Genomic DNA, 21,134 nt, shown 5'->3' with positions numbered 1-21,134 from the left:
TCAGCGTGGACACCCCCAGCGCGGCGACGCGGAGCGTTTCTCCTATAGAGACCGCCCAGAGCCACGTGAGCGCTGCTGCGGCCCTGGGATTCGCGAGGGTTGTTGCGTCGGCGCGGGTGCCGACTGCAGAGGTCGTGCCGGCCTCTGGGCAGCCCGCGCCTGTTGCCGCGCGGCCTCCTCAGTCTGCCGCTGGGCGGGCGTCAGCAAGTTGCGCCGCCTGACCTCGGTGGCCACTTGTTCATGCTGCTGTCGCAGGTGGGCCGCCTCGGTGGCGGCGGTTGACGAGTTCGCTTTGGCGTGCCGCTGGTCCTCCTGCGCCGACCGCCGGGCGCGGTCGACTACCTCCTGCGGCGCGTGCTGCTCAATGAGCTGCTGCACGAGATCGGGCGCCCCGGGATTCCGCTGCGTATCGGCGAGCCGCCTGGCAGCTCCCTCAGCCTGCTGCAGCCGGGAGTGCATTTCGGCGAGTTCGCTGTCAGGAAGCAGTCGCAAGGCCGCTGTGGCACTGATGGCGTTATCGCGAGTAAAGGTCAGTTGAGTAATGGTGCTGTCCATGGCCTCGGCTGAGTGCTTCCAGGTGTAGTTCTTACCGAGAAACTCGCGCAACTCCAGCGCGAAAGCGCGGGTCTGCGCCAGGGAGTCAGGACTGAGTCGACTCTTGATGTGCGCGGTCCACAGTTCAACCAGCTGCTGGTCGTTGCTCCCCGGCGGGACCCGCACGACGGACGGCTGCCCCAGGTGTTCAGGCACGCGGCGGACGTTGCTGAAGAACATGCCCGCACCAGTGTTGCTTCCGACTGCGACGGCTACGCCGAAGCCGGCGGCCTCGGTGGCAACGAGGCCGAAGCCTTCGTGCTTCGACGGCATCATGACGAGATCAGCGCCGCGGATCTCGGCCTCAATCAGCGACCGGTCCGGGGTGAACGGCTTGACCTTGACCGGGAACCGAGCGATGTCCGACAGCGCCCGCTCTTGAGCTCGCACCTGGCTGGGCTGCGCGCCGAGCACAGTCAGCTGAAGGTCGACGCCCTCAGCGTGGAGCCGCCCGGCCGCCTCGGCTGCCAGCTTCGCTCCCTTCAGAGGGTCATCGGCTCGGCCAAACAACAAAAGGTTGAGGCGCGCCTGCAGCCGGGACGGCGCTGGCGGCTCTCCCAGGATGACGCCTGGTGGCATCTCGGCGACCAGGGGCGGTGTGGGGGACATGCGTGCCAGTCGCGCCGCGTCGTCAGTCAGCAGCGGGCCCAAGCCCATGGCGACGTCAGCTTTGCCGATGAGTAGCCGTTCAGTATTTGCGTGCTCGGTTGCCTGCATTGGGTCGTCGCGCAACCGGTCCAGCTCGTCGGTGAGCGCATGCACAATGTGCACGACCTTGGCCTGTGGGTAGAACTGATCGCGCAGGTAGGACGCGGCTCCGCCGGTGAAGCGCCCGTGTCCGACGATGACATCGATGTTCCTCGGGAGGCCGTCAGCGCGCAACAGCTGGCCACGTTCGTCCGAGATACCGAGGACCGGCTCCAGGCCCTGGACATGCACGCGTGGATGCGACGGGCTAGGCACGCTGACCCGGGCGGTGACTTCATGACCCAGGTCGGCGAGGGCGAGCGACAGTTCACGGTTGACCGTGACCCCACCGCTGTGGCCCGCCCACGCCGTGGAGAGGGTGAGGATCCGCATCAGTCGGTCAGCCCGCCGGCCTTGTACAGGCGCTCGGCGAGGTCGTCGGCGACCTGAGCGAGCTGCTCAGCGTCCGGGGCCACGGCGTCGCGCGTGAGGTCATGGCGAAGCCGGGCGGCAAACTCCTTCAGCAGGGCCGCACTTACCAAAGCCTCGACTCCAGCGTCCGGCGCGCCAGCCAGGTTCTCGCGGAGCTCGGCTGCCTCTTCAGCAAAGGTGACTGGGTTGGAGACAGCGGCATCCGAGGCATCCCGCAGGTGGCGCCGGGTACTCAAAAGGTGCTGTCGGGGGTCAAAATCGATCATTGGTGCGGTTTTCCTTTCACTTGGACGGGCTGATGTGTTCTGCTGCGGCATGCGGATATGTGCCTGCGCAGCCGTCACCAAATGGCTCATAAGATGCCGGTCACCTGCGGTGTAACGGGCCAGGAATTCCCCCGGCGCCATCAGGAGTCGACCTTTTGCTTCGTCGTCTCCCGGTGTCCATGGCGCCAGGTGATGGACCCGGGCGGCGAAGATGACCATGTAGGTCAGATCGTCCGCGCCGAAGTAGTCGGATTCGATGACCTCGATGGGGGCCAGGTCCTCAAGGACGACGCGGGTCTCCTCCCATGCCTCGCGGCGGGCGGTCTCCTCGGCGGACTGTTCGTGTCGTTGTGTATGCCCACCAGGCAGGTCCAGACCGCGTTCGAGGTCTGCCACCACCAGCATGCCGTCCGGCGTGAAAGCAACCACCGAGGCGCTGGTCACCCGGCTCCAGGGAGGGGTGAACGAGCCGCCTCGGGGGGTGAGGGTCACCGGCGCCCCCAATTCCATCGCCGTGGGGCGGCGGTCTTGAGGAGCCACACTGCCTGCGGTTAGCGTCACTTCCTCATCCACGCCAAGTTTCCTGTTCTCTTGGTCATTCGGGTCGGTGGAGGGTGGTGCAGGTGTATCCTGGCGCCGTTCAGGGAGGAGATGGTGGGGTCCGGGCTGGAGCAACCGCCATTGCTGCTGTTGGACGTCGATGGCCCGCTCAATGCCTACGACAGGAGTCCGAAAGACCTCCCCGAGGACGCCTTCGAATTGCCGTGCAGCCCTGGTTGGATTGACAAGGTTCCCCGAGAGCCGGGCGCCCCGGTGAAGCCGTTGCAGGTCTACCTGCGTCGAAGTCACGGGCCATGCCTCCAAGCCCTTGGTTTCGAGCTGTGCTGGGCTACGGCATGGATGAGCGAGGCGAACCAGTGGATTGCAGCTCCTCTCGGACTTCCGCCCCTGCCGTTCATCGACTTCGGGGATGAGCTGTTTACAGAGGATCCGGGCGGGATGCATTGGAAAACCCGAAGGGTCCTCAGCTACGCCCGGGGCCGAGCGTTCGCCTGGGTCGATGACGAACTGAGCGATGCCGACCAGGTGTACGTGGCCGCACATCACGATGCGCCAGCACTGCTCCATCACGTCGACCCCGGCACAGGCCTGGTCGAAGAAGACTTCCGCGTGCTCAGAGCATGGGCGGCGTCGCTGCGATAAGGTGCCCACGCGCTATCTGCTCGTCAGAACGACTGCGTGGATCCGGAGTGCCCACGCCAGATGTGGTGGGAACCGGTCAGTCACTGAGATGTTCCCGCGCATGGTCATCGACGTCCCCCTCCTCGTCGTTGCTGCCAATGTAAGCGATCACAGCCATGTCTGGGGGTGCTCCGGCCTCGGCGACCGTATCAGCCGCAGTGGCCCCGACTCAGGCCGCCTTTTCTACACGCGCGGGAGCCCATTGCGTCAGGTATCTGCCGATCAGGGTGGCTAGCCACCATGGCATGCTGTTATGCATGCCCGGCCGGCACCGGAACCCTGCGGCGGTCTATCGCCCGGATCCTGAGCTCTACCGCCGTGCGCAAGCGGCCGCCGCTGCAGTGGACTCGGACATGAGCGCGCACGTCATCTGCTTTCTCCGCTGGTTCGTTGGCGACACCGACGACCTACCAACTCGCCCGTCCCATCCGGCCAGGGAGTGACAGCCACGGCACCTTCAGTCCCACGTTGGTCCTGCCAGGGAAAACTGCAGGTCAACGACACGCGCCACCGAATCACGGGATTGACGGGGCCGTAATCGCAGGTCGATCTTGTGGGCGTCGCGGCTGCGGCCGGACGCCGCCACCTGCCCGGACCGCTCTTTCTGCCACACCTACGGCCGGGGCGATGCCAAGCATCAGATGATCCCGGGCTGGCCGTGTCAGTTGGTCATGACGGCTCGCCAGAGTCTTCTTCTTCGCTGTAGACGGGCAGGCGCCTGCCCCTGCTCTCGGCTACTCGCAGCGCGTCGCGCAGCGCCTCACACAGCCGGTGCGCGAGGAAGCGGAGCTCTCCGGCGTTTGCCTTGCGGTCGTCCAGCAGCGCGCAGGCGTGGCCGAGGAGTTCCGTCCCCATGGACAGCTGCAACGCCTCAATCTGGTCCGCTCGTCGGTTCAGGAGACTGTTGCCGTTGTCCGAGGACAGGTAGCAAGGCCTGCCGTCCGGATCGGACCAGGGCAGCAGGCGAAGGCCGGTCATCGCGTCCATACGGCGGCCTCCGTGACACGGCGTCGACCGGGTGCACGAGCGGCGGAAACCGCACTCACGCGTGTCAGGACACGGGCCATAAAGTGGTTCACGTTCATCAGCTCCATCCAACTGGTGGGCCACGCCCCCGGACGTCCCGCAACGTCGCGGGGGTCATGCACATGTGCCCACCAGTGCAGCGCTTTGGCGGGAGCCGTGAGCCGTTCGCGGCCGGACGTTTGGGCGGACGTTTTCTCCCGACGGCGCATCCCTGACGTCGCTACGCTGAGTGTGTAGTCGTGCACGTGGGGAGAGGTTGATGGCGGACAGCGGCGTCAGCAGGCTTGCGGGGTTGCGCAAGGCGGCGGGGTATACCCAAGTGACCTTCGTTGCCGCGTTCGCCCGCGAGGCCGCCCGGCTGTGCATCGACGCCTCGTTGAGCGTCCGCCAATTCCGGCGTTGGGAGAGCGAATCCCCTCCGCCGTTACCCCACCCGGGTCAACAGGCCGTGCTTGAAGCCATGTTCGGCCTTCCGCTCGCGGAGATGGCATTTGAAGTCCCCTCCCATAGGCGCATGACCGCCGAGTGGATCGGCGACGATGAAGAGGTGAGACGTCGAACATTCGTCACAGGATCAGGGGCGATTGCGGCAGCGGCGATCCTCCCGAACCAGCACGGCCCCCGCATCGGTGCCAGCGATGTGGCGGCGTTCCGCGCCTGGCTGGTCGAGCTCTACAGCGTGGATCACCGCTCGGGAGGCATTCCCGCGCAGGCGCGAGCCCGGCAACTTGAGCAGCACATCACGCGGGCTCTGAGCCATAGCGTCTACACGAGCGGGGTCGGCCGGGACCTCCAGGCCATGCTTTCCGAGTTGCACAGCAATCAAGCCTGGTACGGCTATGACAGCGGGCCGATTGGGCAGGCACGTGCCGCCGCCATGGAGGCCTTGACCGCCGCCCAACTCATTGGTGACGGTCTCTTGCAGCTTTCGGCGTTGGAAACGCTCGTGCTGATCGACATCAAGGCGGGCCGGATATGGGAAGCCGCGTCAGCGGTCGAGCATGCGTATGGCCTGGCCGGCAGAAACGGTGCGGGGCCGACCGTGCATCTCGTGATCGCTCTTCGCGAGGCCAACGTCGCTACGAATGCGGGAGATACAGCCGCCGCACGGCGTGCGCTCAGTCGCGCGCTTTCGTATCAGAGCCGCACTGACATGGATGCCGATGTGCCGGACTGGGCGCGGTTCGCCAGCCCCATTGAGATCGACTACGCCACGGCGGACATGTACGTGAGCGCTGGCGAACCACGACGTGCCGTGCCGTTTCTGCGTGCCGCCGTCGATGGTTTGGCAGGCGGCTATGCCCGCAACACAGCCTGGTACCGGTCCAAGCTGGCCAGCACGCTCCTCGACGCCGGTGATGTGGAAGAGGCGTGCGCTGAGATGGCGAGTGTGCTGGATGTCTACGGAGAGATCGACTCCGACCGCCTCACCCAGCGCATTCATGCTTTCCAGAAGACAGCCACCGATATTGACACCGCAGTGGCGCGTGACACTTCCGCTCGCATCCGCGAGACCGTACGAGGAGGCTGCTCATGACCGCGTCGGAGATCGCCGTCGAGCGCATGGACGGCGCGGCGGCCGCACAGGCCGAGGCGGAGTTCAGGCTCGTCTACGCGGAGGTCTTCGCGGAGGAGCCGTACGAGGAGACTCCGGACTCGGTCGACGCGAACTTCCGGCGGTTCCGCTCGCAGGTCCGCAAGGCGACCTTCCGGGGAGCCCTCGCCCGCGCGGGTGAGGGCGAACCCGTCGGCATCGCCTACGGCTACCCGCTCAGCCCGAGCACCGGCTGGTGGGACCGGCTCACCACGCCGGTGAGCGACGAACTGCGCCGCGAGGACGGGCGCCGGACGTTCGGGCTGATGGAGCTCGCCGTGCGCGCCCCGTGGCGCCGCCTACAGCTGGCTCGTCGACTGCATGAGGCGGTCCTGGCCGACACCACCGCGGAACGGGTGTTGCTCAACGCGCGGCCGGACGTCGAGGCCGCGCAGGCCGCGTACCGGTCGTGGGGATACCGCAAGGTGGGTGAGGCGCACCCGTGGGACGGCGCCGACCTGCATGACGTGATGGTCCTCGATCTGAGGGCGGGCGGGTAGCCGCGAGACGGCGGAGGGGGTGGGGGTCCAGGGTGACAGCCCCGGAGGCCTCGCCCCCGGCACTACCCACGCACCCCGGGCGTACCCCCCGCACGAACCCGCAGGGACCGCGCTCAGCCCAGCACATCCCGCCACGTCTCCGGCAGCGCCGTCGCGACGTCGTACGCCGCGATGGGCGCGCCGGACGGGGATGTGGCGCGGCGGGCGGCGAGGCCGTGGAGGTAGGCGCCGGCGGAGGCGGCGTCGTGGGCGGAGAGGCCGGTGGCGAGGAGGGAGCCGGTGAGGCCGGAGAGGACGTCGCCGCTGCCCGCCGTGGCGAGCCAGCCGGTGCCGGTGGGGTTGACGCGTACGGGGCCGGAGCCTGAGGCGATGAGGGTGGTGGAGCCCTTGAGCAGGACCGTCGCGCCGTAGCGCTCGGCGAGGGCGCGCACGGAGGCGAGCCGGCTCTGCTCGACCTCCTCGCGCGGGACCCCGAGCAACGCCGCGGCCTCCCCGGCGTGCGGGGTGAGCAGCGTGGCCGCGCCGCGTGAGCGCAGGTCGCCGGACGGGAGCAGGCGCAGCCCGTCCGCGTCGACGAGGACCGGGACGTCGGAGGCGAGGACGTCTTCGAGGGATTGGCGGGCGGCCGCGTCGTCGCCGAGGCCGGGGCCGACCACCCATGCCTGGACGCGGCCCGCCTTGTGGGGCGGGCCGGAGTGGACGAGGGTCTCGGGGAAGCGGGCGATGACCGCGTCGGCCGCCGGGCCCACGTAGCGGACCGCGCCCGCCCCGCCGCGCAGCGCGCCCGCGACGGCGAGGACCGCGGCGCCCGGGTAGCGGGCCGAGCCGGCCACGACGCCGACGACGCCGCGCCGGTACTTGTCGCTCTCCGCGCTGGGGCGGGGGAGGAGGGCCGCGACGTCGCCGTGCTGGAGGGCCTCGGCGTCGGGGACGGGCGGCAGGTGGGGGGCCAGGCCGATGTCGATCAGGCGCAGCGCGCCCGCGTGTTCGTGGGCGGGGTCGATGAGCAGGCCGGGCTTGTAGGTGCCGAAGGTGACGGTCGCGTCGGCGCGTACGGCGGGGCCGCGCACCTCGCCGGTGTCGGCGTCGACGCCGCTGGGCAGGTCGACGGCGACCACGGTGCCGCGCACGGCCCGGGTCAGGCGCTCGGCGGCGGGCCGCAGGCCGCCCTTGCCGCCGATGCCGACGATCCCGTCGAGGACCAGGTCGGCCTGGGCCAGGGCTGCCTCGGTGTGGGGGGCGTCAGCCGGGAGCGCGCGGCCGCCCGCGGCCCGCAGCGCCCGCAGCCCGCCCGCGTGGGCGCGGTCGGGGGACAGCAGTACGGCCGTGACCCCGGCCCCGCGGCGGGCGAGGCGGGCCCCGGCGTAGAGGGCGTCGCCGCCGTTGTCGCCGCTGCCCACCAGGAGGGCCACCCGGGCCCCGTAGACGCGGCCCAGCAGCCCCGCGCAGGCGGCTGCCAGGCCCGCGGCCGCGCGCTGCATGAGCGCTCCTTGGGGCAGCCGCGCCATCAGGTCCCGCTCCGCGGCCCGTACGGTCTCGACGCTGTAGGCAATCCTCATGGCGACCAGTTTCCCGGACCTTGTCCTGAGCCGCCGAGCGCTCCGCCGGGTGCTCCGCACGGAAGCAGAACACTTCGTACGGAAGCACACGCTTCGCGCGCGCGGCGGGCCTGAGAGACTGACGCTGATGAACGAGACACCGATGCGTGCCCGTGCCGTGGTCGACCTGACCGCCCTGCGGGCCAATGTGCGCGCGCTGCGTGCGGCGGCCCCCGGGGCCGAGTTGATGGCCGTGGTCAAGTCGGACGCCTACGGCCACGGCGCGGTGCCGTGCGCGCGCGCCGCGCGCGAGGCGGGCGCGAGCTGGCTGGGTACGGCCATGCCCGAGGAGGCGCTGGCGCTGCGCGCCGCGGGTGACACGGGCCGGGTGCTGTGCTGGCTGTGGACGCCGGGTGGCCCGTGGCGGGAGGCGATCGAGGCGGACGTCGACGTGTCGCTGAGCGGGATGTGGGCGCTGCGGGAGGCCGTGGCCGCGGCCCGGGCGTGCGGCCGTACCGCGCGCGTCCAGCTGAAGGGGGACACGGGGCTCGGCCGCAACGGCTGCCCGCCCGAGGACTGGCCGGAACTCGTCGCCGCCGCGCGCGCCGCCGAGGCGGCGGGCACGGTCAAGGTGACCGGCGTGTGGTCGCACTTCGCGTGCGCGGACGAGCCGGGGCACCCCTCGATCGCCGCCCAGTTGGAGGCGTTCCGGGCGATGCTGGCGCAGGCGGAGGGGGCGGGGCTCCGCCCGGAGGTGCGGCACATCGCCAACTCACCGGCGACGCTGACCCTGCCCGAGTCGCACTTCGACCTGGTCAGGACCGGGATCGCGATGTACGGGATCTCGCCGAGCCCCGAGGTCGGCCATCCGGGCGACTTCGGGCTGCGGCCGGTGATGACGCTGGTCGCCTCGCTCGCCTCGGTGAAGCGGGTGCCGGGTGGACACGGCGTGTCGTACGGGCACCGCTATGTCACCCCGGGCCCGACCACGCTCGCGCTGGTGCCGGTGGGCTACGCGGACGGGATCCCGCGGCACGCCTCCGGGACCGGGCCGGTGCTGGTCGCGGGTAAGTGGCGGACGGTCGCGGGCACGGTGGCGATGGACCAGTTCGTGGTGGACCTCGGCGGGGACGCCGCGGCGGCGGGGGACGAGGCGGTGCTGTTCGGGCCCGGTGACCGGGGGGAGCCGACCGCGGAGGACTGGGCGCGGGCGGTCGGCACGATCGCGTACGAGATCGTCACGAGGATCGGGGCGCGCGTGCCGCGCGTTTATGTCGGTCGGGCTGAGGGCACAGGGAACTGACCATGGAAGGCGACAGCACGGCAGAGACGGCGGCACGGGTGGCGGCGGGGGCGACGGCCGTGGGGTGGCGCCGCGGCGCGGGGTTCGCGGGCGTCGCGATCGGCGTCGTCGCGGCCGGCGCGGCCGTGGGCGTGGGGCTCGAGCGGCTGACGGTGGGCCGCGGCGTACGGCGCAAGGCGCGGCTCGAGCTGGACGCCGCGGGTCCGTTCGGCACGCTGCGCGGCACCCCCGGTACGGCGACCGCCGACGACGGCACCGAGCTGCACTACGAGGTGGAGGAGATACAGCCGCAGGCGCCGGCGCGCCGCAAGCGGCTGTTCGGGCGGCGCGCACCCGCCCCGGTCACGGTGATTTTCAGCCATGGCTACTGTCTGGCTCAGGACTCCTGGCACTTTCAGCGGGCGGTGCTGCGCGGGGCGGTCCGCGCCGTCTTCTGGGACCAGCGCTGCCACGGCGGGTCCGCGCGCGGCTGTGCCCAGATGGAGGGCACCCAGGTCACCATCGACCAGCTCGGCCGCGATCTGAAGGCCGTGATCGACACGGCCGCGCCCGAGGGGCCGCTGGTGCTGGTGGGGCACTCCATGGGCGGCATGACGATGATGGCGCTGGCCGCGCAGTACCCGGAGCTGGTGAGGGAGCGGGTGATCGGCGCGGCGTTCGTGGGCACGTCGTCGGGCAAGCTCAGCGAGGTCAGCTTCGGTCTGCCGGTGATCGGGGTGAACGCGGTGCGGCGGCTGCTGCCGGGCCTGCTGAAGGCGCTGGGCTGGCAGGCGGAGCTGGTCGAGCGGGGGCGGCGGGCCACGGCCGATCTGTTCGCGGGCGTGATCAAGCGCTATTCGTTCGGGTCGAAGGATGTGGACCCGGGGGTCGCGCGGTTCGCGGAGCGGCTGATCGAGGCGACGCCGATCGATGTGGTCGCGGAGTTCTACCCGGCCTTCGTCGATCACGACAAGGCGGAGGCGCTGCCGGTCTTTGACGGCCTGCCGGTGCTGGTGCTGGCGGGCGACAAGGACCTCATCACCCCGATGGAGCACAGCGAGGCCATTGCCGAGGTGCTGCCCGGCGCGAGTCTGGTCATCGTCGAGGAGGCCGGGCACCTGGTGATGCTGGAGCACCCCGAAGTGGTGAACGGATTTCTGATCGACCTGCTGGCGCAGGCGGCCGGCACGGACACCCCGCGGGCCGCGTCCGGCGGGAGTAGCCAACGGCGCTCGGCGCGCGGGTAGCTCCCGGCGCGCGGGTGGCCGCCCCCGGCGTCGGCCCCGGGGCGGGGCCCGAGCCGTAACATCGGCGAGTATGAAGACCCCGCACGCCCCGCACAGCAACGACCCGTACGCCGCTGCCATGCGTATCGCCGTCACCTCCCCCGAGCAGATGCGGGACCTGGGGCGCAGGCTCGCCAAACTGCTGCGGCCCGGCGATCTGGTGCTGCTCACCGGCGAGCTCGGCGCGGGCAAGACGACGCTGACGCGTGGCCTGGGGGAGGGGCTCGGGGTGCGCGGCGCGGTCACCTCGCCGACGTTCGTGATCGCCCGCGTCCATCCGTCGCTGGGCGACGGCCCGCCGCTGGTGCATGTGGACGCCTACCGGCTGGGCGGGGGTCTGGACGAGATGGAGGACCTGGACCTCGACGTGTCGCTGCCGGAGTCGGTGATCGCGGTGGAGTGGGGTGAGGGGAAGGTCGAGGGGCTCTCGGAGGACCGGCTGCACGTCGTCATCGAGCGGGCGGTCGGGGAGGATGCCGCGGCCGCGCCCGAGGACGACGTACGGGGCGTGGTGGTGGCCGGAGTCGGGCCGCGCTGGGCGGGTGAGGACCTGGCGTCGCTGGCAGGCTGAGGTTCCGACAGGCCGTCGGCAAAATGTTGCGCGAGGGGCATCCCCCGTGGTCACATGGGAAGGGAGGGCAGGTTAGGTGTGCCTAAGTTGGCTGCCTGCTGTGCCTCCTTGACCGCCCCAGGACCCTCAGGAGGCATCCATGCCGTCCCAAGAGCCCGCTGCCGAGGCGGGCCGGCGCGATGACCGGTCCCCGACGATGAGGGAGCTGCTGGCGGCCTGCGCGGCGGCGAACGCGGTGTCGACACCGCCGCACGAGGAGCCGGCCGGGCCCGGGGAGTCCGCGGAGGACTCCGTGTGCGAGGGCGAGGGCGAGTGCGAGGGGGAGGACGAGCGGCGGCGCGACGCGGCGTAGGCCGTGCGCCGTCCCCCGGTGGCACGGGCGCCGATCAGGCGGCCGCCGTGGCGTTGGCGCCGTGTACCGCGGCTCGGTCGGGTAGGGCGACTGGGCCGGACGAGCGACTGGGTCAGGCGATGACGACGACCCTCGTGCCGGCCTGCGCGAACTCCCACATCGCCGTGGCGTCCGCGCGGCTCTCCCGGACGCCGCCGGTCTTCTTCGCCGCGCTCGGGTCGGGGGCCGAGCCGTCGACGGCCGCGCTGAAGCCGAACACGACTCCGTCTTCCGTGTCGAAGACGACGACGTGTTCGACCTGTACCCCGTCCGAGCCGATCGTGCTCGGGATCCGCGAGGTGACCTCGTACGTCCCCGGGGTCGGGCTTGCCGAGCTGGGGGAGACCTCGAAGGTGCGGGTCGGCTGCTCGTCGGCCCCCACCAGCCACACCCGCCGGTCCTTCAGCGCGTACACCACGCGCAGCCCGGTGCCGGAGTCGCCCGGCAGCGCGGTGGACTTCTTGTCGCCGTCCTTGCCCTTGCCCTTGGGCTTGGACTTGGAGTCGCCCGCCTGCGAATCGTGCCGGGAGTGGGAGGGGCGTTCCGCGGTGGCCGAGGCCTGGTAGGCGAGGAAGCCCACGCCGCCGAGCGCGGCGGCGGTGAGCGCGGCCACGACGGTCCCGGTGCTGCTCCTTGGCACGGCTTGCCACCCTCTCTTCAGGTCCGGATCTCCCTGTCGCCGCGGGCCGGGCCGCGAGGACCGCGGCGACCGTGGGACAGGGGGCAAGCCGACCGTAGCACCGGCGCGCGGGTGCGCACTGTCGTGCGCGCTCTGGCTCGCGCTCGGTCCGCGCTCCGGTTGCGCGCTCTCGCCCGCGCCACCGCTCCGGCACGGCCCCTTCGCGGGCGCCGTAGGCTGTCCTCGTGCTGTTGCTCGCGCTTGACACCGCTACCCCTGCCGTCACCGTCGCCCTGCACGACGGCACCGACGTCCTCGCCGAGGCGCGTCAGACCGACGCGCGACGCCACGGCGAGCTGCTGCTGCCCGCCGTCGACCGGGTGCTGGCCGAGGCGGGCGTCGCGCTCGGCGAGGTGACCGATCTGGTCGTGGGCGTGGGGCCCGGGCCGTACACCGGGCTGCGGGTCGGTCTGGTGACGGCGGCCACCTTCGGGGCGGCCCTCGGCGTCCCCGTGCACGGGCTGTGCACGCTCGACGGGATCGCGTACGCCGCCGGGCAGGCCGGTCTGGAGGGGCCCTTCGTCGTGGCCACGGACGCGCGGCGCAAGGAGGTCTACTGGGCGCGGTACGACGACGCCCGCACCCGCGTGACCGAGCCCGCCGTCGACCGGCCCGCGGACCTCGGCGAGAGGGTCGCCGGACTGCCGGCGGTCGGCGCGGGCGCCCTGCTCTACCCGGACGCCTTCGGGGACGTACCGGCCGGGATGCCCGAGCACCAGTCGGCGGGCGCGCTGGCGGCGTTGGCCGCCGAGAAGCTCGCGCGCGGCGAGGAACTGCTGCCCGACCGGCCGCTGTACCTGCGCCGCCCCGACGCCCAGGTGCCCGCCAACTACAAGGTGGTCACGCCCCGGTGACCCCCGCGACACCCCAGGCCCCGCCGGAGGTGCGCGAGATGCGCTGGTGGGACATCGAGCGCGTGCTGCGGCTCGAAGCGGACCTCTTCCCCGACGACGCCTGGTCGCCCGGCATGTTCTGGTCCGAGCTCGCCCATGCGCGTGGCCCGGCCGCCACCCGCCACTACGTGGTCGCGGAGACGGACGGCCGGCTGGTCGGCTACGCCGGGCTCGCCGCCGTCGACCGCACCGGGGACGTGCAGACCATCGCCGCCGCCCGCGACCACTGGGGCACCGGGCTCGGCGCCCGGCTGCTGGCGAACCTCGCCACGGCCGCCACCGCCTTCGAATGCCGCGAGGTGCTTCTGGAGGTGCGCGTCGACAATCTGCGCGCGCAGCGCCTCTACGAGCGCTTCGGCTTCGAGCCCATCGGGATCCGCAAGGGCTACTACCAGCCCGGGAACGTGGATGCGCTGGTCATGCGCCTGGCGCTGCCGGCGCCCGCCGCGCCGCACTCCGCACAGCGACAAGGCTCCGTACAAGGCTCCGTACAAAGCTCCGTACAAAGGTCCGTACAAGGCTCCGTACAAGGAACGAAGACCCATGGCTGACGAACCGCTCGTACTCGGCATCGAGACCTCCTGCGACGAGACCGGCGTCGGCATCGTCCGCGGCCACACCCTCCTCGCCGACGCCATCGCTTCCAGCGTCGACGAGCACGCCCGCTTCGGCGGCGTGGTCCCCGAGGTCGCCAGCCGGGCGCATCTGGAGGCGATGGTCCCGACCATCCAGCGGGCCCTGAAGGAGGCCGGGATCGCCCCCGGCGACCTAGATGGCATCGCGGTCACCGCCGGGCCCGGGCTCGCGGGCGCCCTGCTGGTCGGCGTCTCGGCCGCCAAGGCGTACGCGTACGCCTTGGGGAAGCCGCTCTACGGCGTCAACCACCTGGCCTCGCACATCTGCGTGGACCAGCTGGAGCACGGCCCGCTGCCCGAGCCGACGATGGCCCTGCTGGTGAGCGGCGGCCACTCCTCGCTGCTGCTCGCGCCCGACATCACCTCCGACGTCCGCCCGCTCGGCTCGACGATCGACGACGCGGCGGGCGAGGCGTTCGACAAGATCGCCCGCGTGCTGAACCTCGGCTTCCCGGGCGGCCCGGTCATCGACCGCATCGCGCGCGAGGGCGACCCGGACGCGATCGCCTTCCCGCGCGGGCTGACCGGCCCGCGCGACGCCGCGTACGACTTCTCCTTCTCCGGCCTCAAGACCGCCGTGGCCCGCTGGATCGAGGCCAAGCGGGCGGCGGGCGAGGACGTGCCGGTCGCCGATGTCTCGGCCTCCTTCCAGGAGGCCGTGGTCGACGTGCTGACCCGCAAGGCCGTACGGGCCTGCCGGGACGAGGGCGTCGACCATTTGATGATCGGCGGCGGCGTGGCCGCCAACTCCCGGCTGCGCGCCATGGCCGAGCGCCGCTGCGAGGACGCGGGCATCACGCTGCGCGTGCCCAGGCCCAAGTTGTGCACGGACAACGGCGCGATGGTCGCGGCGCTCGGCGCGGAGATGGTGGCGCGCGGGCGGGCCGCGTCGTCCTGGGGCCTGTCGGCGGACTCCTCGCTGCCGGTGACCGACCCGCACGTTCCGGCCCCCGCCGGGCACGACCACGAACACGTACCCCACCACGATCATGTGCACGAGCTGAGCCGGAAGAACCTCTACGCATGACCGTCGCCCTGATGTGGGAGGCGCGGGCCGTCGACGGCCGCGGCGAGCAGCTGCTGTCCTGGGCCCGCCGCCAGGAGCTCGACCCCGCGCCGCTGCGCCGCGAGACCTTCCGCGCCCCCGCGGACCGCGTGCTGGTCATCACCTGGTGGGACGCCCCGTACGAGGCCGACCTGCCCGAACTCCCCGAGCCCGGGGAGGACTTGGTGCGCCGGGCCGTGCACCGCTGGCGGTTCGAGTCGGTCGCGTCCGTCGGCTCCGTCGGCTCCGTCGCGTCTGCCGAGCCTGTCGCGCCCGTCGCGCCCGAGGCGTGAGCCGAGTGCCGGGCGCCAGCCTCCCGCCCCCGCCCGACCGCGCCGCCCATCTCGCCGAGCGGACGGAGGCGCTGCGGGAGCTGGTCCCCTCGTATCTGGCGCGGCGGCGGGCGCTGCTGCTTTGGCTGGCGGCGGGGCTGATCGCGCTGGGGTGGGCGGCGATCTGGGTGGGGTGCCGCTATGTGGCGATGGGCGATGTGGTCAGCGTCATGCTGGGCGCCTTCTGCCTGGCCGTGGCGGTGGGGCTCGTGGTGCCCTCGACGCTGGCCGTGGCCTCCGGCGTCCGTGAGGACCTGGAGGCGCGCGAACAGTTGCGCGCCTGGGCCGGGTCGGCGCGGGACCGGGACTCCCTGGCCCGGTGGCACTCCCCGGGCCGCGCTCTCTTCTGGTTGCTGCCGTCCCTTGTGCTGTGCTGCTTCGGCGCGGCCTCGGTGGCCGTGGCGGCCGCGGACGGCTCCGCCAGGGCCCTGGTGTTCGCTCTCGTCGCCGCGGGGACGGGAGGGCTGGGGATGGCCAAGTCGGTCGGCTACTACCGCCTGGTCAGCCGCGAACTCACCCCCGCGCCCGAAGAGCCCGAAGAGCCTGTAGAATCCGAAGGACGCGAAGAACCCGAAGGACCCGAAGTCTTCGAAGAGCCCGAAGTCTTCGAAGACGTCGAAGCGGCCCCAGCGGGCGATCGGCCGGACGACATGTCCTGAGCGCCCGGCCTCGGTGGGCGCCTCTCGGGGTGGGTCAGGCCGCGGGTTCCGGATCGTCGCGGCTGTCAGCGTCCCCCAGGGGCTTCAGCTCGTGCTGCCCCTCCGGTGACTTCTGGAGCGCCTGGAACCGCTGGAGCAGATCCAGGTACTGGGGGTCGGCGTCCGCCCCCTGCGCCTTCATCGCCTCCTCGACGGCGTTCAGCATCTGCCTGATCCGCACCGCGTCCATGCTCACATCGCGCTGCAGCTTCTTGTAGGCCGTGGCCGCGGGCCCCTTCCCGTCCTTGTCGACGGACTCGACCAGGAGGTTCAGACGCTTGATCTTCGTCTCGACGTAGCGCTGCGTCTCCTCCAGGTCTTTGATCAGGCTTGTCAGATCCTGATCCGATACGGACAGTTTTTCTTTGCCCATGCCCCCTGCCACCCTCTCATCCGCCCATTAGCGGGATGATCGTGCCATGGGCGGGGGCATGTCCGAAGGGCTACGTCGGCAATTGGACGCCCTCGGGCGGCTCGATGCCGAAGTCGGCCGTGAGTACCGCCAGCACCTCGGCCTCGTCGGCCAGTTCGCGCTGCTCGCGGGTGCCGTCGTGGCGCGTGTCGGTGAGCGTGCGCCCGATGAGCGCCAGGTGCCGGTCGGCGGCGGGCAACTGGGCGAAGAGGGTGTGCTGGAAGGGCGAGCGCGGGTTGGTCGCCACGTGCCAGTTGATGACCTCGAAGTCGGGGTGCTCGTAGGGCTCGCGGGTGAAGGCGTACTGGTCCTCCCATGCCCCGTCCAGGAAGGCCTGGAGCACCCACAGATCCTCGAGGCCCGGGTGCGGCTCGCGGACGAAGCGGTGGCGGCGGGGCCCGTCGCGGAACTCGATGTCCGCGACCAGCGGCACCGCCTCCAGCAGACCGCCGATGCTGCCGAAGCCGACGTCGGCCACGTACGGCCGCTCCTCGCCAGGGACCTCGACGAGCAGCAGCATGTGCGTACGGGGGCGGAGGGCGCCCCGGGCGCCGACGCGGACCCGGGCGGCCAGGCGCGTGACAGTGAAGCCGAAGGCCCTCAGGGCGGCGGTGAGCAGCGTGTTCTGCTCGTAGCAGTAGCCGCCGCGCCGGCCGCGGACCAGCTTGGCCTCCAGGTCGGGGAGGGCGAGCGAGGGCGCCGAGCCGAGCAGGGGGTCGAGGTTCTCGAACGGGATGGACGTCACATGCGCGAAGGTCAGCGTGCGCAGGGCCGCGGCGCTCGGGCGGCGCCCGCCCGACCAGCCGATGCGGGCGAGATAGGCGTCGAGGTCCAGCCGGGGTGGGGTCGGGGCGTCGGTCGTGTCGGTCATGACGATCAACGTAACGGTGCCTGGGCGGGCGGGCGTCCGGCCCGGGAGGCAGCGGGCCTGGTCCGGTGGGCGTAGGGCTTACGACCGCCCTTGTCCCGCGTCTTCGTGCGGGCGGCCGAGCAGCCCGGCCACGAGGGCGCGCAGCTCGTCCGCGACGTCGTACGCGTCGGTGATGGCCTGCCAGCGCCCGGCCAGCGCGGACAGCCGCGGCAGCTCGGACGCGTCCACCTCGGAGAGCATGTCGGGGAAGTGGGGCCGCCGTTCCGGGTCCTCGGAGCGGCCGGCGAGGGCCGCCTGGAAGGTGAGCGTGCCCAGGACGTAGTGCCACAGGGTGCGGTAGGCGTGCACGGCCCGGCGCTCGCTCAGCCCGCAGGCCATGGCCGAGTCGACGATCTCCTCGACCATCCACAGCGCGTGCCGGTCGGTGAGCTCGCCGAGGCTGAGCACCTCCACCGCCCATGGCAGCTCCCGCAGCGCGTCGTACATGTGCCGGGCCGCCACATACACCCGCTCGCGCGGCTCCTCGGGCAGCTCGGGGCGGGGGAGCGTCTTGGAGACGCCGGTCAGGACGAGGACCAGCAGCTCGTCCTTGTCGCGGACGTGGCGGTAGAGGGCCATCGGCGTGGAGCCGACCTCCTTGGCCAGCCGCCGCATCGACAGGGCCGCCGTGCCCTCCTCTTCGAGGATGCGGCGCGCGGTGCCGACGATCGTCTCCAGCTCCAGACGGCGGGGCCGTCCGCCGCCCCGCTTGCCCTCGGCGCGCGCCCCGCCTGTGCCACCCGCTGTGTCACCCGTCTCGCTCGTCACCGCCTCATTGTCCACCGGAGGCCTCGCCCTCCGAGTTTGTGTACGCGTATACTAACTCCCTGACCTTGGGGGACCGAGACGGAGGCAGATCATGAACGACCGTGCGGGACACACCCGCCTGGTGCTTGCGGTGGCGCTCACCGTGCAGTTCGTCGTGGCTCTGGACATGTCGGTGGTCAATGTCGCGCTGCCAGATATGCGCGAGGACCTCGGCTTCGCGCCCGACGCCCTGCTGTGGGTCGTCAACGCCTACGCGCTCGCCTTCGGCGGGCTGTTGATGCTCGGCGGGCGGCTCGCCGACATCGTCGGCAGGCGGACGACGCTCATGGGCGGGCTCGCGCTCTTCGGCGCCGCCAGCCTCGGCGGCGGCCTGGTCGGGTCGCCGGGCGGGCTGATAGCCGCCCGCGCCGTCCAGGGCGTCGGCGCGGCCGCGCTCGCTCCGGTGGCCTTCACGCTGATCACCGTCACCTTCCCGGCGGGGCCCGCGCGGTCCCGGGCGCTGGGGCTGTGGGGGATGGCCGCGGCGGCGGGCGGCGCGGTCGGGGTGCTGGTGGGCGGCCTGTTCACCGAGTGGGCGGGCTGGCGGTCCGTCCTGCTGATCAACGTGCCGATCGTGGTCCTCGTACTGGCGGCGGCGCGGGCCGCGGTGGAGCGCGACCGGCGCGAGGGCCCGCGGCCCCGGCTCGATGTCGCCGGCGCGCTCCTGGTCACCGGAGGCATGACGGCGCTGGTGCTGGCGCTCGTACGGACCCAGACATACGCGTGGGGCTCGGCGACGACGCTGGGCACGCTGGGCGCGGCGCTGCTGCTGCTGGCCGCGTTCGTGGTGGTCGAGCGGCGGGTGGAGGGGCCGCTGCTGCGGATCGGGCTGCTGGGGCGGCGGCCGGTGCTGGCCGGGAACCTCTTCGTCCTGCTGCTCTTCTCGGGCCAGTTCGGGGCCTTCTACTTCGCCTCGCTGTACATGCAGCAGATTCTCGGGTACGGGTCGATCGCGACCGGGGCCGCGTTTCTGCCCTTCTGTGCCGGCAACGTGATCGGCGCGCTCGTCGCCACCCGCGCCGTGGCCCGGCTCGGCGTGCGGCCGCTGCTGATCGGGGGCGGGCTGCTGGGGGCGGCCGGGATGGGCTGGTTCGGGCTGGCGATCGGCGTGGACAGCGGCTTCGCCGACTCGGTGCTCGGCCCGTCGCTGGTCGCGAGCATCGGCATCGGCCTGTGTGTCGTCCCGCTCGGGACCGCGGCCACGACGGGCGTGCCGGCACAGGAGCTGGGCATGGCCTCGGGCCTGGTCAACAGCTCGCGGCAGATCGGCGGTTCGCTGGGTCTCGCGGTGCTGGCGACGGTGGCCGCGCACGCGGCGGGCGGTGACGATCCACGGTCCCTCGCGAGGGGCTACGCCACGGCCTTCGGGGTGGCGGGCGCGCTGCTGGCCGTGGCCGCGCTGAGCGCGGCGCTGCTGCTTCCGGGACGGGCGCGGGGCGCGGTTGCGGCGGTGGGTGCTTCCGCGGCGCCGGGTGCGTCCGGTGTCCCGGGCGGCGACGGCGGCGAGGTCACGGCGGCGTCATCGGTGAGGGCAGAGAGTCGAACTCGCCGGCCTTGATGCCGACGAGGAGCGATCCGAGCTTCGCGGGGGTGGTGGTCACGACTCTGTCGGGGTCATCGCTCTCGCGGAGCGCTATGTCGTCTCCTATGGAGGCGACCTCGACGCAGGCGTCTCCTTCGCCCTGGCCGGAGTAGGAGGACTTCTGCCAGTTGATGGTGCACATTCCCTTTGCCTGTTGCCTTCATCTGCCTGTTGCCTTCATCAAAAGCGCCGCACGACGGCGCGTACGAGGTCGCGCGACTCCTCGACGGGCAGAGCCACCTCCACCGTGCGGTCCAGGACCCCTCGGTACTTCCGCAGCTGGGACTCCGCGTCCAGGAACATCGAGCCGAGTGCCGAGTCGAACTGCACGGTGTCCAGCTGCGGCACGGGCCCCGAGGCGTAGGTGACCGTCGAGCCGGCGACCGGGAATCCGTCCGTGACGAGCGGGATGACGCGTACGGTGACGTTCTCGCGCTCCGACGCCTCCAGCAGCCGCTCCAGCTGGGCCTTCAGGACCCGCGCCCCGCCGAACCGGGTGTGCAGGGCGGCCTCGTGGATGACGAAGGTGCACGGCGGAGGGGCGTCCCGGTCCAGGATGTCCCGGCGCTTCATCCGGTGGGACAGCCTGCGGCGCAGCTCCGGCGGTGACCACGGGGGCACGGCCTGGCCCATCACCGCCTGCGCGTACTCCTCCGTCTGCAGCAGTCCCGGGATGTGGATGAGACCGACTACGCGCAGGCTCGCCGCGTAGTACTCCATTTCGGCCAGGTCGAGTCCGCCGGTGGCGATCAGGCCCCGGTACTCCTCCCACCAACCGCCCTTGCGCTCATGGGTCATGGCGGCGAGCGCGTCGATATACGCGCTGTCCGGGCAGGCGTAGATGGCGGCGAGGGTGCGGACGCGCTCCTCGCTCACCCCGAACCGGGCCAGCTCCAGATTGGTGATGTGGGTCCGGTTGATGCCGAGCCGGTCGGCGGCCTCCTGGATGCTGAGGCCCGCGTCCTCCCGCATCCTGCGCAGCTCGGTGCCCAACCGCTGTTGACGGGCGGTCGGGGCGGTCCTGGGTGGCATGTCCCTCCCATACGTGTCACCCTCGCGGGCTATTTGTCGGGGAAATTCAACGAATCCGTAGCACTTGTTTGCAGCCCTGTCCTACGGTAGGTGGCGTCACCGCTACGAAGCGTTGATCATCGTAACGGTACGCGTACCAACGGCCCCGTCGCAGGGAGTTGACATTGGGACCCGACCACGAGCCCGACGACAGCCCTGCGGGCAGTTCGCCCTCCCCCGGCCCCGAAGAGCCGTACGTGTACACGCTCCAGAGCACCCGCCGGGCCACCTCCCCCAAGATCTGCCGGGACTTCGTCGCCTGCGTGCTGAACTCCGTGGGCCATGAAGACCTCGTCGAGACCGCGACCGCCTGCACCTCGGAGCTGGCCACCAACGCCTATCTGCACGCCGAGGGCGACTCCCTGATGCTGCGCGTGATGATCGAGCAGCCCCGTCTGCGCATCAGCGTGTACGACGCGAGCACCGAGCTCCCCACCGGCGCGTACCTCCCGGAGGGCGACCGGATGTACGGGCGCGGCCTGGGGGTGGTCGCGGCGCTGGCCGACGAGTGGGGGACGGCGGACGGGGACCCGACGGGGATGTACGCCAAGGGCGTCTGGTTCGAGCTGAGGACCATAAAGACACTGAAGGCGCTGAAGGCCGGTGGCGGGGGCGGGGAACGGGCCTGAGGGGCCCTCGGCGGCCGTCAGCGGCCCTGCGC

General features: G+C 71.6%; 24 protein-coding genes. 14 read left to right on the top strand and 10 right to left on the bottom strand.

The window, feature by feature from the left end; translation table 11 throughout:
- Positions 1 to 42: 42 nt before the first annotated feature.
- Together ACWY4P_RS22800 and ACWY4P_RS22795 are read right to left on the bottom strand one after the other, a co-directional pair.
- Positions 43 to 1,674 carry a glycosyltransferase family 4 protein gene (locus ACWY4P_RS22800; RefSeq protein ID WP_456212402.1) on the bottom strand — a complete coding sequence of 544 codons (1,632 nt, stop codon included), beginning with the start codon at positions 1,672 to 1,674 and terminating at the stop codon, positions 43 to 45.
- Positions 1,674 to 2,552, bottom strand: coding sequence for an NUDIX hydrolase (locus tag ACWY4P_RS22795; protein WP_456212401.1), 879 nt, complete (start codon positions 2,550 to 2,552; stop codon positions 1,674 to 1,676). Before ACWY4P_RS22795 ends, ACWY4P_RS22800 begins: the two co-directional genes overlap by 1 nt.
- A 78-nt stretch (positions 2,553 to 2,630) precedes the next feature.
- Between ACWY4P_RS22795 and ACWY4P_RS22790 the strand changes: the two genes are divergently transcribed.
- Positions 2,631 to 3,182, top strand: coding sequence for a hypothetical protein (locus ACWY4P_RS22790; protein WP_456212400.1), 552 nt, complete (start codon positions 2,631 to 2,633; stop codon positions 3,180 to 3,182).
- A 708-nt stretch (positions 3,183 to 3,890) separates the two neighbouring features.
- Here the strand turns inward: ACWY4P_RS22790 and ACWY4P_RS22785 are convergent.
- The gene (locus ACWY4P_RS22785) at positions 3,891 to 4,208 is read right to left on the bottom strand and encodes a hypothetical protein (protein ID WP_456212399.1); all 318 of its coding nucleotides are present in this window, start codon (positions 4,206 to 4,208) and stop codon (positions 3,891 to 3,893) included.
- Between the two features lie 298 nt (positions 4,209 to 4,506).
- On the opposite strand from ACWY4P_RS22785, the gene ACWY4P_RS22780 reads away from it, so the two are divergent.
- Together ACWY4P_RS22780 and ACWY4P_RS22775 are read left to right on the top strand one after the other, a co-directional pair.
- Positions 4,507 to 5,784, top strand: coding sequence for a hypothetical protein (locus tag ACWY4P_RS22780; protein ID WP_456212398.1), 1,278 nt, complete (start codon positions 4,507 to 4,509; stop codon positions 5,782 to 5,784).
- The gene (locus tag ACWY4P_RS22775; RefSeq protein ID WP_456212397.1) at positions 5,781 to 6,341 is read left to right on the top strand and encodes a GNAT family N-acetyltransferase; all 561 of its coding nucleotides are present in this window, start codon (positions 5,781 to 5,783) and stop codon (positions 6,339 to 6,341) included. Before ACWY4P_RS22780 ends, ACWY4P_RS22775 begins: the two co-directional genes overlap by 4 nt.
- 113 nt (positions 6,342 to 6,454) lie before the next feature.
- Here the strand turns inward: ACWY4P_RS22775 and ACWY4P_RS22770 are convergent, their stop codons facing one another.
- Complete coding sequence (locus ACWY4P_RS22770; RefSeq protein WP_456212396.1) at positions 6,455 to 7,900, bottom strand: NAD(P)H-hydrate dehydratase; 1,446 nt, start codon at positions 7,898 to 7,900, stop codon at positions 6,455 to 6,457.
- Positions 7,901 to 8,027: 127 nt separating this feature from the next.
- Between ACWY4P_RS22770 and alr the strand changes: the two genes are divergently transcribed.
- The 4 genes from alr to ACWY4P_RS22750 all read left to right on the top strand — a co-directional run bounded on the left by alr (position 8,028) and on the right by ACWY4P_RS22750 (position 11,370).
- Positions 8,028 to 9,182 (top strand): alanine racemase, encoded by a 1,155-nt coding sequence (gene alr, locus ACWY4P_RS22765; RefSeq protein ID WP_456212395.1) that lies wholly within the window; start codon positions 8,028 to 8,030, stop codon positions 9,180 to 9,182.
- Between the two features lie 2 nt (positions 9,183 to 9,184).
- Positions 9,185 to 10,408, top strand: coding sequence for an alpha/beta fold hydrolase (locus tag ACWY4P_RS22760; RefSeq protein ID WP_456212394.1), 1,224 nt, complete (start codon positions 9,185 to 9,187; stop codon positions 10,406 to 10,408).
- A gap of 70 nt (positions 10,409 to 10,478) precedes the next feature.
- Complete coding sequence (gene tsaE / locus ACWY4P_RS22755) at positions 10,479 to 11,018, top strand: tRNA (adenosine(37)-N6)-threonylcarbamoyltransferase complex ATPase subunit type 1 TsaE (protein WP_456212393.1); 540 nt, start codon at positions 10,479 to 10,481, stop codon at positions 11,016 to 11,018.
- Between the two features lie 139 nt (positions 11,019 to 11,157).
- On the top strand, positions 11,158 to 11,370 hold the full coding sequence (locus ACWY4P_RS22750) for a hypothetical protein (RefSeq protein WP_456212392.1): 213 nt from the start codon (positions 11,158 to 11,160) through the stop codon (positions 11,368 to 11,370).
- Positions 11,371 to 11,482: 112 nt separating this feature from the next.
- Here the strand turns inward: ACWY4P_RS22750 and ACWY4P_RS22745 are convergent, their stop codons facing one another.
- Positions 11,483 to 12,049, bottom strand: a complete 567-nt coding sequence (locus tag ACWY4P_RS22745) for a L,D-transpeptidase (protein WP_456212391.1) — start codon at positions 12,047 to 12,049, stop codon at positions 11,483 to 11,485.
- A 224-nt stretch (positions 12,050 to 12,273) separates the two neighbouring features.
- On the opposite strand from ACWY4P_RS22745, the gene tsaB reads away from it, so the two are divergent.
- Genes tsaB through ACWY4P_RS22720 form a run of 5 tightly spaced genes read left to right on the top strand, consistent with a single transcriptional unit; the run spans position 12,274 to position 15,652 of the window.
- Positions 12,274 to 12,942 (top strand): tRNA (adenosine(37)-N6)-threonylcarbamoyltransferase complex dimerization subunit type 1 TsaB, encoded by a 669-nt coding sequence (tsaB, locus tag ACWY4P_RS22740; RefSeq protein ID WP_456212390.1) that lies wholly within the window; start codon positions 12,274 to 12,276, stop codon positions 12,940 to 12,942.
- 38 nt (positions 12,943 to 12,980) lie between these two features.
- Positions 12,981 to 13,532, top strand: a complete 552-nt coding sequence (rimI, locus tag ACWY4P_RS22735) for a ribosomal protein S18-alanine N-acetyltransferase (RefSeq protein ID WP_456213022.1) — start codon at positions 12,981 to 12,983, stop codon at positions 13,530 to 13,532.
- The gene (gene tsaD, locus ACWY4P_RS22730) at positions 13,525 to 14,643 is read left to right on the top strand and encodes a tRNA (adenosine(37)-N6)-threonylcarbamoyltransferase complex transferase subunit TsaD (protein ID WP_456212389.1); all 1,119 of its coding nucleotides are present in this window, start codon (positions 13,525 to 13,527) and stop codon (positions 14,641 to 14,643) included. Before rimI ends, tsaD begins: the two co-directional genes overlap by 8 nt.
- Positions 14,640 to 14,954 carry a hypothetical protein gene (locus ACWY4P_RS22725; RefSeq protein ID WP_456212388.1) on the top strand — a complete coding sequence of 105 codons (315 nt, stop codon included), beginning with the start codon at positions 14,640 to 14,642 and terminating at the stop codon, positions 14,952 to 14,954. Before tsaD ends, ACWY4P_RS22725 begins: the two co-directional genes overlap by 4 nt.
- A 5-nt stretch (positions 14,955 to 14,959) precedes the next feature.
- Positions 14,960 to 15,652 (top strand): hypothetical protein, encoded by a 693-nt coding sequence (locus ACWY4P_RS22720; protein WP_456212387.1) that lies wholly within the window; start codon positions 14,960 to 14,962, stop codon positions 15,650 to 15,652.
- Between the two features lie 34 nt (positions 15,653 to 15,686).
- Here ACWY4P_RS22720 and ACWY4P_RS22715 read toward each other — a convergent pair whose 3' ends face one another.
- The 3 genes from ACWY4P_RS22715 to ACWY4P_RS22705 all read right to left on the bottom strand — a co-directional run bounded on the left by ACWY4P_RS22715 (position 15,687) and on the right by ACWY4P_RS22705 (position 17,781).
- On the bottom strand, positions 15,687 to 16,064 hold the full coding sequence (locus tag ACWY4P_RS22715) for a hypothetical protein (RefSeq protein WP_456212386.1): 378 nt from the start codon (positions 16,062 to 16,064) through the stop codon (positions 15,687 to 15,689).
- Between the two features lie 70 nt (positions 16,065 to 16,134).
- On the bottom strand, positions 16,135 to 16,974 hold the full coding sequence (locus tag ACWY4P_RS22710) for an arylamine N-acetyltransferase family protein (protein WP_456212385.1): 840 nt from the start codon (positions 16,972 to 16,974) through the stop codon (positions 16,135 to 16,137).
- Between the two features lie 78 nt (positions 16,975 to 17,052).
- Positions 17,053 to 17,781, bottom strand: a complete 729-nt coding sequence (locus ACWY4P_RS22705; protein ID WP_456212384.1) for a TetR/AcrR family transcriptional regulator — start codon at positions 17,779 to 17,781, stop codon at positions 17,053 to 17,055.
- A gap of 91 nt (positions 17,782 to 17,872) precedes the next feature.
- Between ACWY4P_RS22705 and ACWY4P_RS22700 the strand changes: the two genes are divergently transcribed.
- Positions 17,873 to 19,378, top strand: a complete 1,506-nt coding sequence (locus ACWY4P_RS22700) for an MFS transporter (protein ID WP_456212383.1) — start codon at positions 17,873 to 17,875, stop codon at positions 19,376 to 19,378.
- Here ACWY4P_RS22700 and ACWY4P_RS22695 read toward each other — a convergent pair.
- Entirely contained in the window at positions 19,329 to 19,544 is a 216-nt protein-coding gene (locus tag ACWY4P_RS22695) for a DUF397 domain-containing protein (protein WP_456212382.1), read from the bottom strand. The genes ACWY4P_RS22700 and ACWY4P_RS22695 overlap by 50 nt on opposite strands.
- Before the next feature lie 38 nt (positions 19,545 to 19,582).
- Positions 19,583 to 20,434: a Scr1 family TA system antitoxin-like transcriptional regulator gene (locus tag ACWY4P_RS22690; RefSeq protein ID WP_456212381.1), complete on the bottom strand. Its 852-nt coding sequence runs from the start codon at positions 20,432 to 20,434 to the stop codon at positions 19,583 to 19,585.
- A gap of 164 nt (positions 20,435 to 20,598) precedes the next feature.
- On the opposite strand from ACWY4P_RS22690, the gene ACWY4P_RS22685 reads away from it, so the two are divergent.
- Entirely contained in the window at positions 20,599 to 21,102 is a 504-nt protein-coding gene (locus ACWY4P_RS22685) for an ATP-binding protein (RefSeq protein ID WP_456212380.1), read from the top strand.
- Positions 21,103 to 21,134: the final 32 nt, after the last annotated feature.

The organism is Streptomyces sp. LZ34, from assembly GCF_053890475.1.
Note: the sequence above shows the minus strand (reverse complement) of the source record. Positions and strands in the feature narration are given on the sequence as shown.